Here is a 13,352-nt window from a genome sequence, read left to right on the forward strand (position 1 = left end):
TGCCCGGGGCGATCATGGACTTGTGGTGGGCGTTTACCACCACTTCGCGGCATACGCGAGGCACCACAAGTCCATGATCGCCCCGGGGGTGGGTTGGTTAGGAGAGGCCTCGGTGTAGGAGGCGGGTGGGGAGGACCGTCGTCGACGGCGGGGAGTCGTCGCCGGCTATGCGTTCGAACAGGCGCTCCGTCGCCACGCGGGCCAGCTCCCGCGTGTCGTACCCGACGACCGTCAACGGCCGGGGCATCAGGTGGGCCAGCTCGAAGTCGTCGAAGCCGACCAACGCCGCGTCGCTGCCCCGGCGGTGCAGCTCGGCGAGGGCGCCGACGGTGAGCCGGTTGTTGCCGCAGAAGAACGCGGTGGGCGGGTCGGGAAGGTCGAGCAGCGCGGCGACCGCCCGGCCGGCGTCCTCGGGAGCGATCAGGCGGTCGCGGACCAGCGAGTCGTCCGGCTCGACTCCGGCAGCCGCCAGCGCGGCCCGCGCGCCGACCAGCCGCTCACGCATGGTGGGGACGCTCGGCGCGCCGAGCAGGAGACCCACCCGCCGGTGCCCCTCGTCGAGCAGTGCGCCGACCCCGGCCCGGCCGCCACCTCGGTTGTCCAGCAGCACGGCGTCCGCGACCAGTCCCTGCGGCGGCCGGTCCAGGAAGACCACCGGCATGCCCAGCTCGACCTCGCGGCGCAGGAACGAGTGGTCGGGACCGGCCGGCACCACCAGCAGCCCGTCGACCCGACGCTGGGTGAAGTCCTGGAGGACGGCGCGTTCCCGCTCCGGGTCCTCCTCCGAGGAAGCGGTGATCAACATGGTGCCGTGCGCGGCGGCGATCTCGGCGGCGACGCTCGCGATGGTGGCGTAGAACGGGTTGGCGATCTCCTCGATCAGCAGCCCGACGGTGGCGTTGAGCTGCCGCGAGCGCAGGTTGCGCGCGATGTCGTTGCGCCGGAAACCCAGCTCGGCGATGGCGGCCAGCACACGGCCGAGCAGCTCCTGCCCCACCGGCTCGTCGTTGACCACCCGGGAGACCGTCTTCAGGCTGACCCCGGCGTGCCGGGCGACATCGACCATGGTCGGGCGTCGGCGGGCGGCCGACCTGGTCGGAGTCTGGGTCACGGGGTGGTCCTCCACGGCGGGCGCGGGTCAGCGGTCGAGAGCGGCGAGCGCGTCGACCGCCTTTCGGGCGGCGATCAGCACCGGATCCCAGACCGGCGCGTACGGCGGAGCGTAGCCGAGGTCGAGCGCGGTCATGTCATCCACCGTCATGCCGTTCCACAGTGCCACGGCCAACGTGTCGATCCGTTTGGCCGCCTCGGACCAGCCGACGATCTGCGCGCCGAGCAGCCGGCCGCTGGGTCGCTCGGCGATCAGCTTGACGGTCATCATCCGCGCGCCGGGGTAGTAGCCGGCCCGGTTGGTCGACTCGGCGACCACCGAGACGAACTCGAAGCCGGCCGCCTCGGCCTCGGACTCGCGCAGGCCCGTCCGACCCACCTCCAGGTCGCAGACCTTGGTCACCGCCGTGCCGATCACGCCCGGGAAGGTCGCGTACCCGCCGCCGATGTTGATGCCGGCCGCCCGGCCCTGCTTGTTGGCGTGCGTGCCCAGCGGCACGTGCACCGGCATTCCGCTGACCCGGTGCAGCGTCTCGACGGCGTCGCCCGCGGCCCAGACCCCGGGCAGCCCCGGCACCCGCATCCGGCGGTCCACCCGGATGCCACCCGTCGGCCCGATCGGAAAGCCGGCAGCCGTGGCGAGCGCGGTGTTCGCGCGTACGCCCAGACCCAGGACGACCACGTCGGTCGGCATCGGCCCCTCGGCCGTGACCACCGCGGACACCCGGCCGTCCCGCTGCTCCAGGCCGGTCACCCGCAGGCTGGTGCGGATCGTGACGCCGAGGCCGCGCATGGCCTCGGCGACGAGTTCGGCCATGTCGCCGTCGACCGTCGCCATGGGCTGTTTGCTCGCCTCGATCAGGGTCACCGCGAGGCCGCGCTCGATCAGCGCCTCGGCCATCTCGACGCCGATGTACCCGCCACCGATCACCACGGCCCGGCGCGGCCGCGGCTCGGCGTCCAGCCAGGCGCGCAGGGCCGCACCGTCGTCGAGGGTCTGCATCCCGAACACGCCGCCCGCGTCGGTGTCCGCCCACGGTGGCTGCACCGGCACCGCGCCCGCGGCGTACACCAGGTCGTCGAAGCGCTCGCGGACCTCGCCGCCGCCCTCCAGGTCCCGGGCGACCACCTCGCGCCGTTCGAGGTCGATGGCCGTCACCTCGTGCCGCATCCGCACGTCCATGGCGAACTGCGTGCGGAACGTCTCGGGCGTCCGCGTGATCAGCTCCTCCGGGCCGGACACCACCCCGCTGATCCAGTACGGGATGCCGCACGACGAGTAGGAGGTGAAGTGACCGCGCTCGAAGACCACGATCTCCAGGTCGTCACGACCGCGGCGGCGTCGCGCCTGGGATGCCGCCGACATGCCGGCGGCATCCCCGCCGATGACGATCAGTCGTTGCGCCACGGGATCATCCTGTCACGGGCGTGTTCAGCCGCGGGTCTGTCGCGCCACGTCCTGCACCACGTCGACGAGCCGTCCGGTACGGGCGTACACGGCACGCTGCCGGGCCGCGCCGGTGCCGTGGCGGCGCAGCCCGCCCAACAGGTCGGACACCTCCGCCCAGTCGCCGTGCTGCTCCAACGCCGGCCGCACCCGCTCCACGAACCGGTCCAGCAGCTCCCAGGCCGGGCGCAGCTCGCCGGTGGTGACGTCGACGCCGTCGCCCTCCAGGCCGTCGTGGGCGGCCCTCCAGTGCGCGCCGACCAGCAGGTGGTGGTCCGTGCGCAGGGCCGGCCGGCCGGCCTCGACGTCGGTCATGGCGGTGGCCACGAGTGCCCGGACCAGCGCGGCGACCAGCACCGCATCGTCCACCGTCGGGCAGACGTCGCCGATCCGCAGCTCCACGGTCGGGTACTTCGCCGACAGCCGGGCGTACCAGTAGAGCATCCCCTCGTCGAGCATCACCCCGCTGGAGATCAACTGACGGATCAGCCGCTGGTAGTGCTCGTGCGACTCCAACCAGGGCGTCGGCGCCACCGACGGCCAGCGCTCCCACTCCACCGAGCGCCAGCTCGCGTAGCCGGTGTCCTCACCGCCGGCGAACGGCGAGTTGGTGGTGATGGCGTGCAGCATCGGCAGCCACGGCCGGACGTGGTTGAGCACCTGCACGCCGGTCTCCGGATCGGGGACGCCCACGTGCACGTGCATGCCGTTGTTGCCGGGGCCGGGAACGAGCAGCCGGAAACGTTCGATCATCCGGTCGAAGCGGGGCTTGTCGACCACCGGCGGCACCGGGCCGTCCACCGGGCCGGTGCCGATGGCCAGCAGTCGTACGCCGGCCCGCTCGGCCGCGTCGGCGAGGGCCTTACGCAGTACGCCGAGGGAGTGCCGGATCGAGGACAGCTCAAGGCCGGGTGGACTGCCGATCTCGATCTGGCTGGTCTGGAACTCGCGCTCCACCTGACCGCGCAGTTCCGCCGGCACCTGCTCCAGCACCAGGTCCACTGCGGGCACCGCGGCTCCGGTGTGCGGGTCGACGAGCAGAAACTCCTCCTCGACACCCACGGTGAGCACATCGGTCCCCGCGGTCGTCCCGCCGGGTGCCTCCGCCAGCTGGCCCGTCATCGCGACACCACCGTCCGTTTCTGCCTCTCGCGGGTCCGTCCGCGTCGGTCGGCCGCTTGGTTACCCACAGTGGCAACGCCCGGAAACGTGGGACGGCGCGCTGCCCGCGCGTGTCGGCCACAACTGGCGCGTGGTGCCGCGCGGATCAGCCGGTCGGGGCGATCTCGATTCGGCCGGGCGGCGTGACAGCCGGTCCTATGCTGAGCCCGTGCCGGTGCCGCTGGGTTTCCTCTGGGTCGCGTGGATGTCCGCGTTCGCCCAGCTCACCATGCTGGCGGACCGCCCGGCCGACCTGCTGGCGGGGGCCGCCCTGACCGCGCTGGTCCTGTTCGCCGCGCTGCTCGCCGCGCACGTGCCCGCCCACGCGGGGGCAACGGGCGTCGCACGACGCTGGGCCGGGCTACGCGCCCGCGCCCGAGGTCGCCGGGTTCCCCGCCAGATCGACCCGGACGCCGCCGGACGACCTCGCCCCCGCGCACCCGGACGCCCCTTCGCCGCGTAGCGCCACACCGCCGCGCGGCCGATCCCACCGTCACCGGTCCTTCGCGCCGGCGGCCACCGCCGGGGGAGGACCCACCGGAATCGGACCGAGGGGTTTCCCATGCTCGCTTTCGCACCACTGCACGACGTCGTCGGCGCCGCCGGCACCGCGTTGTCCTGGCTCACCGATCTGCTCGAACCGTTGGCCGATGGCACGGCGACAGTCGTCGCCATCGTGCTGCTCACCATCGCCGTCCGGTTGCTCATCGCACCGCTGACCGTCGCGCAGGTCCGCGGGGAACGGCGCCGCGCGGCGCTCGCCCCCCGGGTGCGCGATCTCCAGCAGCGGTACGCCGACGACCCGGCGACCCTCCAGCGCGAGGTGTTCGCGCTGTACCGCTCGGCCGGCGCGAACCCGGTCGCCGGCTGCCTGCCGTTGCTGCTCCAGGCGCCGTTCCTGCTGGTGCTGTACCGGCTGTTCGCCACCGACGAGGGCGGCACGGGGCTGCTGGACGAGCGGCTGGCCGGGGTGCCGTTGGGTCATCACGTGAGCGACGGGTTGACCGGGGCGGCCGGGCCGCTCTTCGTCGTCCTGCTTGTCGCGCTGCTGATGCTGGCCTGGTGGTCGTCGCGGCGGGCACGTCGGGCGTCGGCGGCGGTCGGCACGGTGGCCGGTACGCCCACCGAGGGGCCGGGCGCCGCCACGCTCGGCCGGCTGCTGCCCCTGCTGCCGTTCACGACCGTGCTGGTGGCGCTGGTGCTGCCGCTCGCGGCAGTGATCTATCTGGTGACGACGACCGCCTGGTCGGCGCTGGAGCAGGCGGTGCTGCGCCGTCCCCAGGCCGCCCCGTCGCCCGCCGACAACTCCCACCGCTGACGGCCGGGGAGGGCCCTGGTGACCGCCGGGGCCCTCCCGTTGCCCGGCACCCCCTGGACAGGAACAGTTAACTGTCTTAATAATTAGCGGCAACGTTGACGTCCATGGATGCCCAGTCGGGCGCGGAGGGCCGCATGAAGCCTGCCAGATCCCTTGTCCTGTCCCTGGTCACCGCGCTCGCCGCGACGCTCGGCGCGGTCTGGGTCGCGCTGCCCGCGCTCGCGGCCGGCGCCACCGCCAGCTTCGTCAAGACCGCCGAGTGGGGCTCCGGCTGGGAGGGGAAGTACACCATCACCAACGGCGGAGGCTCGACCATCAATGGGTGGAGCCTCGCCTTCGACCTGCCGGCCGGCACCACCCTGGGCAGCTACTGGGACGCTCTGCTCACCTCCGCCGGGCAGCGGCACACCTTCACCAACCGGTCCTGGAACGGCACCATCGCCCCGGGCGCCTCGGTCTCCTTCGGCTTCCTGGCCAGCGGCTCCGGCTCGCCGAGCGGCTGCCAGCTGAACGGGGCGCCCTGCGGCGGTGGCACCCCACCGACCACGCCTCCGCCGACCACGGCGCCGCCGACCACCGCACCCCCGACGACCCCACCCCCGACGACCCCACCCCCGACGACCCCACCGCCCACCGGCGGGCTGCCGAAGCACCTGCTCACCGGCTACTGGCACAACTTCGACAACCCCGCCGTCGAGCTGCGGCTGCGCGACGTCCCCATCGAGTACGACCTGGTCGCCGTCGCCTTCGCCGAGGCGACCACGACGCCCGGCGCGCTCACCTTCGGCATCGACCCCGGGCTCGCCGCCGCGCTGGGCGGGTACACCGACGCGGACTTCACCGCCGATGTGCGTACCCTGCACAGCCGCGGCCAACGGGTCATCCTCTCCGTCGGCGGCGAGGCCGGGCGGGTCACGGTCAACGACGCCGCCTCGGCCACCGTCTTCGCCGACACGGCCGCCGCGCTGATCGCCCGCTACGGCTTCGACGGGATCGACATCGACCTGGAGAACGGGCTCAACCCGACGTACATGGCGCAGGCGCTGCGCGCGCTGCGGGCCAAGGTCGGGTCGGGTCTGATCATCGCGATGGCGCCGCAGACCATCGACATGCAGAACCCGGCCGGCGGCTACTTCAAGCTGGCGCTCGACATCAAGGACATCCTCACAGTCGTCAACACCCAGTTCTACAACTCCGGGGCGATGCTCGGCTGCGACCAGAACGCCGCGTACGCCCAGGGCACTGTGAACTTCATCGTCGCGCTGGCCTGCATCCAACTGGAGGCCGGGTTGCGCCCCGACCAGGTCGGCCTCGGCCTGCCCGCCGGACCGGGCGCGGCCGGTGGCGGCATCGTCGCGCCCAGCGTGGTCAACGCCGCGCTGGACTGTCTGGCCCGGGGCACCAACTGCGGCAGCTTCCGGCCGCCGCGCACCTACCCCGGCATCCGGGGAGCGATGACCTGGTCGGTGAACTGGGACGTCAGCAACGGCAACGGTTTCGCCCGCACGGTGGCCCCGCACCTGGACACCCTGCCCTGAGCGGTGCCGACGCCCGTACCGGCGTCGGCGCACCACCTGCGCGGCCCGCACACCACCCGGCCGCGCAGGGCATCGGCACCACCCGCCCGCACGACCGAGCGCCGCTCGACGACGGGCGACATCCCCCACCACACCGGTCCCTGGAGGCCACCGTGAAACTCCGATCCCCCCGCGTGGCGACGTTCGCCGTCGCGCTGGCCGCCGCACTGGTGGCGGCCACCGTCGTGGCACCGCCGGCCGCGTCGGCCGCCACCGCCGCCTTCGCCCGCACCAGCAGTTGGAGCAGCGGGTACGAGGCGAAGTTCACCGTCACCAACAACACGTCCACGGCGATCACCTCCTGGGACGTGCAGTTCGACCTGCCGGCCGGCAGCACGGTCGGGTCGGCCTGGGACGCCCTGGTGACCAGCTCGGGTCAGCACGTGACCGCCCGCAACCAGTCCTGGAACGGCGCGTTGGCCGCCGGCGCGAGCACGTCGTTCGGCTTCATCGTCGCCGGCACCGGTGACCCCACCAACTGCACGGTCAACGGCACGTCCTGCTCGGGCGGCCCCACCACCCCCCCGGGAGCCCCCGGCACGCCCGGCGGCCTGCGGGTCACCGGCACCACCGCCTCGGCGGTCTCGCTGGCCTGGAACGCGGTCGGTGGCACGGTGACCGGCTACCGGGTGTACGAGGGCTCGACGGTGCGCGCCACCGTCACCGGCACCTCGACGACCGTCTCCGGCCTGGCCGCCTGCTCGGCGCACAGCTACACGGTCGCCGCGTACAACTCGGCGGGGGAGTCGGCGCGGTCGGCGGCGGTCGCCGCGAGCACCACCGGCTGCACCGGCGGCGGCGGTTCGATGGCCGTCGCGCCCTACCTCTACCCGGGCTGGGGTGACCCGCCCGCCCCGGCGACCGTCATGTCGGCGACCGGCGTGAAGTGGTTCACCATCGCGTTCGTGCTCTCCGGTGGCGGCTGCACCCCGGCCTGGGACGGCGGCGGCCCGCTCACCGGCGGCGCGCACGCCAGCACCATCGCGGCCATCCGGGCGGCCGGCGGCGACGTGATCCCGTCCATCGGCGGCTGGAGCGGCAACAAGCTCGGCCCGAACTGCTCCTCGGCCAGCGCCCTGGCCGGCGCGTACCAGCAGGTGATCAACGCGTTCGGGCTCAAGGCGATCGACATCGACATCGAGAACAGCGACGAGTTCGAGAACGAGGTCGTACAGGACCGGATCCTCGGCGCGCTGAAGATCGTCAAGCAGAACAACCCGGGCCTGAAGACGATCATCACGTTCGGCACGTCGACCACCGGCCCGTCGTACTACGGCACCCGCCTGATCAACCAGGCCGCCGCGCTGGGCGCCAACATCGACACCTTCACCATCATGCCGTTTGACTTCGGCGGCGGAGCCAACATGTACCAGAGCACTGTCAACGCGGCCGAGGGGCTGAAGAACACGCTGAAGACGGCCTTCGGCTGGTCCGACGCGACGGCGTACGCCCACATGGGCATCTCCGGGATGAACGGGCTCTCCGACCAGCAGGAGCTGACCTCGCCGGCCACCTGGACCCAGATCCGGGACTGGGCGAAGGCGCGCGGGCTGAGCCGGTTCACATTCTGGTCGGTCAACCGGGACCGGCCGTGCCCGGGCGGGGGAGTCGTCTCCAACTGCTCCGGCATCGCGCAGAACACGTGGGAGTTCACGTCGATCAGCGCGCAGTTCAACTGAGCGCGACGCGGATCAGCGACCGGCGGTCACCGACCGCCGGTCGTCGCGCTCCCGGCGCCGGCGGACCTTACGGATCACCCAGCTGACCAGCATGACGGCGAAGACCGCGATGATCGCGTAATTGAACCAGTCGCTGTACCGCCCGACGTCCTGCCAGCGGCTGCCGAGCGCGTAGCCGGCGCCGACGATGAGCGCGTTCCACACCCCGCTGCCGATCGTGGTCAGCAGGACGAACTCGCCAAGTGGCATCCGGTTGGCCCCGGCCGGGACGGAGACCAGGCTGCGGACCACAGGCACCACCCGGCCGATCAGCACCGCCCACCGACCGTGCCGCTCGAACCAGCGGTCGGCCTTCTCCAAGTCGTCGCGGTCCACCAGCGGGATGCGGTCCAGCCAGCGCTTGAGCCGCTCCTCGCCCAGTGCCGCGCCGAGCCAGTAGAGCACCAGCGCGCCGACGAGCGAGCCGACCGTCGCGGCCAGCACCACGAGCACGACGTTGAACCGACCCTCGTGGGCCAGGAAACCGGCCATGGCCAGCACGATCTCGCTCGGGATCGGCGGGACGATGCTCTCCAACGCGACCAGCAGCGCCACGCCGACCGGGCCCGTCGCCTCGATCACCGAGGCCACCCACCCGGTCAGGCCGGTGAACTCGGACGGGTCACCAGTCTGGGCGTACGCCATTGGTCGTCCTTCCGATCCGGCTACCGGGGATCGGAAGGTCATACCCAGCGACCGGCGGCACACACCTGCGCGTGAGCCCTGCCACGCCGGCCGGGTCAGCCCTCCGGGTGCAGCGCGGTGTCGGCCGGGCCCTGCCGCCAGCCGGTGAACACCACGGTGAGGCCGGCGCGCGTCGGCGCGCAGCAGAACGGGCCGGCCATCGCTTCGGCCGCCGGGTCCAACGGAGCGAGGCGGACCAGTCGCCAGGCCGCATCCGCGACCCGGGCCCGTACGGTCAGCGCGTCGCCGGCCCGGCTGACCCGTACGGTCACCTCCTGGCCGGTCCACCCCGGGACCGGGGACACCGACCAGTCGGAGAACTCCCGGGTCGCCACCGCGCCGAGCTGGGACTCGCCGTCGCTGACCTCGACGCCCGCCTTGACCCACGTCCCCTCGTCGACCCGGACCAGCACACCGGCCTGGTCGAACTGCGCCGAGAAGTCGAGGATGAAGCTCACCTCCATGGCGGCGCCGACCGGCAGCGGCGCCAGCAGGGCGGGGCCGTTGTCGTGGACAAAGCCGTAGCTGGTCCGCCGCCAGAAGTCCGTCTCCGCCCCGGCCTCGACGACCAGCTCGCCGGCCGGGCCCTCCTCGGCGCGGACCGGCGGGTGCAGCCAGGCGCCCCGGGCCCAGTCCAGCGGTTCGCTCGGCGGTACGAGGTCGATCTCCATGACCGGCACGGTAACCAACCGCGCCCGGCCCCGCCGACCGGGTTGGCCGACCGGGTTTGCCGTGGTGATCGACCGGAGATGTTCCTCCGGCATGGGTGACCGTTGGTATTCCGAAGCCGTCGTCTACTGCCTCGACATCGACACGTACGCCGACTCGGACGGCGACGGGGTCGGTGACATCCGTGGGCTGATCGGAAGGCTGGACTATCTGGCCCGGCTCGGCGTGACCTGCCTGTGGCTGCATCCGATCCACCCGTCGCCCAACCGCGACGACGGCTACGACGTCACCGACTTCTACAACGTGGACCCGCGCTTCGGCACCCTCGGTGACTTCGCCGAGCTGCTGCACCAGGCGCAGAACCGGGGCATCCGCGTGATCATCGACCTGGTGGTCAACCACACCTCCGACGAGCACCCGTGGTTCCAGTCCGCCCGCTCGTCGCCGGATTCGCCGTACCGCGACTGGTTCGTCTGGTCCGACACCGAGCCGGACGACCGGCACCAGGGCATGGTCTTCCCCGGCGAACAGAAGGAGACCTGGAGCTACGACCGGACCGCCAAGGCGTGGTTCTACCACCGGTTCTACAAGTTCCAGCCGGACCTCAACTTCGCCAACCCGCAGGTCCGGGCCGAGGTCAAGAAGATCATGTCGTTCTGGCTCCAGCTCGGCGTCTCCGGTTTCCGGATGGACGCCGTGCCGTTCATCATCGAGCTGACCGAGCCGGGCAACCCGAACTCGCCGAAGGACTTCGAGTTCCTCACCGAGATGCGCCAGCACGTGCAGTGGCGGCGCGGCGACGCCGTCCTGCTGGCCGAGGCGAACGTCGAACCCGACCAACTGCCGACGTTCTTCGGCGACACCAGCGGCTCCGGCAACCGCATCCACATGCTCTTCGACTTCATGCTCAACGGCCGACTCATGCTCGCCCTGGCCCGGCAGGACCCGGAGTCGCTGATCGAGGCGTTGCGCGACACCCCGAAGCTGCCCGTCGGTGGGCAGTGGGCCACCTTCCTGCGCAACCACGACGAGATCGACCTGTCCCGGTTGACGACCGAACAGCGCAACCAGGTGTACGAGCAGTTCGGCCCGGACGAGAACATGCGCATCTACGACCGGGGCATCCGTCGCCGGCTCGCCCCGATGCTCGGCAACGACCGGCGGCGCATCGAGCTGGCGTACGCCCTGCAGTTCTCGATGCGCGGCACGCCGGTGCTGCGCTACGGCGAGGAGATCGGGATGGGCGAGGACCTGTCGCTGCCCGGCCGGGAGGCGATCCGTACCCCGATGCAGTGGTCGTACCAGCCGAACGCCGGCTTCTCCACCGCGGACCCGGAGAAGCTGGTCCGCCCGGTCATCGACAAGGGTGAGTTCGGCTACCAGAACGTCAACGTCACCGCCCAGCGCAGCGACTCGAAGTCGCTGCTCGCCTGGTTCGAGCGCATGATCCGTACGCTGCGGGAGGCCCCGGAGATCGGTTCCGGCTCGACCACCCACATCGACGTGGCGATGCCGGCCGGGGTGCTGGCGCACCGGGCGGACGGGCCGACCGGGACGATGGTCTTCGTGCACAACCTGGGCACCGAAGACGTCGAGGTGGACCTGAGCAGCCTCGAACCGGAGGCCGACCTGCCGATCGACGTGCTCGCCGACCGTGGCTACGGCGAGTTGGGCAAGCTCGGCGCGGTGAAGGTCTCCGGGCACGGATACCGGTGGATTCGCCTATGCCGGGGTCGGGGGTTCTGACGTTAAGCTCCTCCGATCGACCCCACGTTACCGGGAGGTAATCATGTCGGAGGAGCCCCGCGTCGCCATCGTCACCGGAGCCGCGCGCGGTATCGGCGCGGCCACCGCCCGGCGGTTGGCCGCCGACGGGATGGCCGTCGCCGTGGTCGACATCGACGAGGCCGCCACCAAGGAGACGGTGGACGCCATCGTCGGCGCGGGCGGCCGTGCGCTCGGCGTGGGCGCCGACGTGTCCGACCGGGACCAGGTCGAGGCCGCCGTCGAACGGGTCGCCGCCGAGTTGGGCGCGCCCACCGTGCTGGTCAACAACGCCGGTGTGCTCCGCGACAACCTGCTGTTCAAGATGACCAACGCCGACTGGGACACGGTCATGGGTGTGCACCTGCGCGGTGCGTTCCTGTTCAGCCAGGCCACCCAGAAGCACATGGTGGACCGCAAGTGGGGGCGGATCGTCAACCTCTCCAGCACGTCCGCCCTGGGCAACCGGGGCCAGGCGAACTACGCCGCCGCCAAGGCGGGCCTACAGGGCTTCACCAAGACGCTCGCCATCGAGCTGGGGCCGTTCGGGGTGACCGTCAACGCGGTCGCGCCGGGCTTCATCGTCACCGACATGACCGCGGCCACCGCCGCCCGGATGAAGGTCGACTTCGAGGACCTTCAGAAGCACGCCGCCGCCGAGATCCCGGTCCGCCGCCCGGGGCGCCCGGAGGACGTCGCGCACACCATCTCGTTCCTGACCAGTGAGGGGGCCGGCTTCGTCTCCGGCCAGGTCATCTACGTCGCCGGCGGCCCCCGGGCCTGACCCGCGCGCCCTCGTCACGCGGCCCGGCCGGTCAGGCCGGGTCGCGGCGGGTGCGCCAGAGCCAGAACAGGCCGAGCACCGGCAGCACCAGCGGGATGTAGCCGTACCCGCTGCCGAACTGCGACCACACCGTCTCGTCGGGGAACAGGTCCTTGTCGACCACGCTGAGGATGCCGACGGCGACGACCCCGACCAACTCCGCCGAGCAGCAGGCCAGCGCCACCCGTCGGCCGGTGTGCCCGGCCCGGGCCAGACCCACCGCGGCCACGATGTAGATGAGCGCGGCCAGGGCGGAGAGCAGGTACGCCACCGGCGCCTCGTCGAACTTGGTGGCGATCTGCAGACCCGCCCGGCTGGTCGCCGCGATGGCGAAGAGCAGGTAGACCGCGATCAGCAACCGGCCTGGACCGGCGTTCGTGGCGCGTCGGGCCGGTCGTGTCTCAACCACCGAGGACCTCCCAGGTCTGCTGCAACCGGACCACCACGACCGGCGCGACCAGGCAGACCGCGCAGACGATCGCCGACCCCCAGCGGGTCGGCTCCATCCGGGCCAGCACCCAGGCCAGCGGCGGCAGGCAGACCAGCGTGGCCAGGTAGCCGTAGAACGCGCCGGGCTCGCCCGGCCGGTCGCCGCCACCGACCGCGACCAGGGCCAGCACTCCCAACGCGAGCAGCGTCACCTCCAGTACGGCCAGACCGGTGAACTGCACCCGGTCCGGTGGCCGGTGGCGTACCGCCGCGACCAGCGCCCATACGGCGACGAGCAGCGACAGCACGATCGACGCCGTCGCGAGGAGCCCGTCCACCGGCGAGTCGGCGGCCGCGCTCGTCATCGGCCAAACCTGGTCGTTGCCTCGGTCACCGGCACAGCCTACTAACCGTCGTAGTACCCGGGTCACGCTGCCTGGCCGCCGCGCCCGCGGCGAGTCGCCGACCGAGGTGCACGCGGCCCCTGTAGAGCTGCCCCACGAATGGGGCGCCGTCCGCGGTCGGCGGCCCGTGACCGACCGCCTTGGGGCGCGTCGTTCGTTGGTCACAGGGGCGTTGGGCTGCTGTGGTTGGCGACCCGCCGCCGGTGAGCCGGGTGGGGCGACTAGCGTGGATCACGTCCGTGGCGTCG

At 72.1% G+C, this 13,352-nt stretch carries 13 protein-coding genes; 6 read left to right on the plus strand and 7 right to left on the minus strand.

Going from position 1 to position 13,352, the window contains the following annotated elements:
- Window positions 1-97: 97 nt before the first annotated feature.
- The 3 genes from ACFYPR_RS04335 to ACFYPR_RS04345 are packed head-to-tail and all read right to left on the minus strand — an operon-like array spanning window position 98 to window position 3,679.
- On the minus strand, window positions 98-1,111 hold the full coding sequence (locus ACFYPR_RS04335) for a LacI family DNA-binding transcriptional regulator (RefSeq protein WP_387185045.1): 1,014 nt from the start codon (window positions 1,109-1,111) through the stop codon (window positions 98-100).
- A 27-nt stretch (window positions 1,112-1,138) separates the two neighbouring features.
- Window positions 1,139-2,518 (minus strand): FAD-dependent oxidoreductase, encoded by a 1,380-nt coding sequence (locus ACFYPR_RS04340; RefSeq protein ID WP_387258552.1) that lies wholly within the window; start codon window positions 2,516-2,518, stop codon window positions 1,139-1,141.
- A 24-nt stretch (window positions 2,519-2,542) separates the two neighbouring features.
- Window positions 2,543-3,679, minus strand: a complete 1,137-nt coding sequence (locus ACFYPR_RS04345; RefSeq protein WP_387258554.1) for a glutamate--cysteine ligase — start codon at window positions 3,677-3,679, stop codon at window positions 2,543-2,545.
- 208 nt (window positions 3,680-3,887) lie between these two features.
- Between ACFYPR_RS04345 and ACFYPR_RS04350 the strand changes: the two genes are divergently transcribed.
- The 4 genes from ACFYPR_RS04350 to ACFYPR_RS04365 all read left to right on the plus strand — a co-directional run bounded on the left by ACFYPR_RS04350 (window position 3,888) and on the right by ACFYPR_RS04365 (window position 8,292).
- A complete protein-coding gene (locus ACFYPR_RS04350) occupies window positions 3,888-4,181 on the plus strand; it encodes a DUF6412 domain-containing protein (protein ID WP_354860455.1) in 294 nt (97 codons plus the stop codon).
- Between the two features lie 99 nt (window positions 4,182-4,280).
- Complete coding sequence (locus ACFYPR_RS04355; RefSeq protein ID WP_387258556.1) at window positions 4,281-5,036, plus strand: YidC/Oxa1 family membrane protein insertase; 756 nt, start codon at window positions 4,281-4,283, stop codon at window positions 5,034-5,036.
- 134 nt (window positions 5,037-5,170) lie between these two features.
- On the plus strand, window positions 5,171-6,574 hold the full coding sequence (locus ACFYPR_RS04360; protein ID WP_387258557.1) for a chitinase: 1,404 nt from the start codon (window positions 5,171-5,173) through the stop codon (window positions 6,572-6,574).
- 152 nt (window positions 6,575-6,726) lie between these two features.
- Window positions 6,727-8,292, plus strand: a complete 1,566-nt coding sequence (locus tag ACFYPR_RS04365; RefSeq protein WP_387258559.1) for a cellulose binding domain-containing protein — start codon at window positions 6,727-6,729, stop codon at window positions 8,290-8,292.
- Between the two features lie 12 nt (window positions 8,293-8,304).
- Here the strand turns inward: ACFYPR_RS04365 and ACFYPR_RS04370 are convergent, their stop codons facing one another.
- Window positions 8,305-8,976, minus strand: a complete 672-nt coding sequence (locus ACFYPR_RS04370; protein WP_354860450.1) for a DedA family protein — start codon at window positions 8,974-8,976, stop codon at window positions 8,305-8,307.
- Window positions 8,977-9,071: 95 nt separating this feature from the next.
- A complete protein-coding gene (locus ACFYPR_RS04375) occupies window positions 9,072-9,686 on the minus strand; it encodes a DUF1349 domain-containing protein (protein ID WP_354860448.1) in 615 nt (204 codons plus the stop codon).
- 91 nt (window positions 9,687-9,777) lie between these two features.
- Here ACFYPR_RS04375 and ACFYPR_RS04380 point away from each other — a divergent pair, with 91 nt between their 5' ends.
- Window positions 9,778-11,430 carry an alpha-amylase family protein gene (locus ACFYPR_RS04380; protein ID WP_387185120.1) on the plus strand — a complete coding sequence of 551 codons (1,653 nt, stop codon included), beginning with the start codon at window positions 9,778-9,780 and terminating at the stop codon, window positions 11,428-11,430.
- 43 nt (window positions 11,431-11,473) lie between these two features.
- Window positions 11,474-12,232, plus strand: a complete 759-nt coding sequence (gene fabG, locus ACFYPR_RS04385; RefSeq protein WP_355063586.1) for a 3-oxoacyl-ACP reductase FabG — start codon at window positions 11,474-11,476, stop codon at window positions 12,230-12,232.
- 31 nt (window positions 12,233-12,263) lie between these two features.
- On the opposite strand, the gene ACFYPR_RS04390 is transcribed toward fabG, so the two are convergent.
- Both ACFYPR_RS04390 and ACFYPR_RS04395 read right to left on the minus strand, forming a co-directional pair.
- On the minus strand, window positions 12,264-12,680 hold the full coding sequence (locus ACFYPR_RS04390) for a hypothetical protein (protein WP_355137994.1): 417 nt from the start codon (window positions 12,678-12,680) through the stop codon (window positions 12,264-12,266).
- Window positions 12,673-13,065 (minus strand): hypothetical protein, encoded by a 393-nt coding sequence (locus ACFYPR_RS04395; protein ID WP_387185036.1) that lies wholly within the window; start codon window positions 13,063-13,065, stop codon window positions 12,673-12,675. The genes ACFYPR_RS04390 and ACFYPR_RS04395 overlap by 8 nt, the downstream gene beginning before the upstream one ends.
- Between the last annotated feature and the right edge of the window lie 287 nt (window positions 13,066-13,352).

The sequence above is a fragment of the Micromonospora sp. NPDC005254 genome (assembly GCF_042872525.1).
In the GTDB taxonomy this organism is placed as follows: domain Bacteria; phylum Actinomycetota; class Actinomycetes; order Mycobacteriales; family Micromonosporaceae; genus Micromonospora.

What these genes read in the sequence shown, in the direction of transcription:
- ACFYPR_RS04345 (WP_387258554.1), bottom strand. Translation starts at nt 3,679, where the DNA reads ATGACGGGCCAGCTGGCGGAGGCACCCGGCGGGACGACCGCGGGGACC.
- ACFYPR_RS04355 (WP_387258556.1), top strand. Translation starts at nt 4,281, where the DNA reads ATGCTCGCTTTCGCACCACTGCACGACGTCGTCGGCGCCGCCGGCACC.
- ACFYPR_RS04360 (WP_387258557.1), top strand. Translation starts at nt 5,171, where the DNA reads ATGAAGCCTGCCAGATCCCTTGTCCTGTCCCTGGTCACCGCGCTCGCC.
- ACFYPR_RS04370 (WP_354860450.1), bottom strand. Translation starts at nt 8,976, where the DNA reads ATGGCGTACGCCCAGACTGGTGACCCGTCCGAGTTCACCGGCCTGACC.
- ACFYPR_RS04375 (WP_354860448.1), bottom strand. Translation starts at nt 9,686, where the DNA reads ATGGAGATCGACCTCGTACCGCCGAGCGAACCGCTGGACTGGGCCCGG.
- ACFYPR_RS04380 (WP_387185120.1), top strand. Translation starts at nt 9,778, where the DNA reads ATGGGTGACCGTTGGTATTCCGAAGCCGTCGTCTACTGCCTCGACATC.
- fabG (WP_355063586.1), top strand. Translation starts at nt 11,474, where the DNA reads ATGTCGGAGGAGCCCCGCGTCGCCATCGTCACCGGAGCCGCGCGCGGT.
- ACFYPR_RS04395 (WP_387185036.1), bottom strand. Translation starts at nt 13,065, where the DNA reads ATGACGAGCGCGGCCGCCGACTCGCCGGTGGACGGGCTCCTCGCGACG.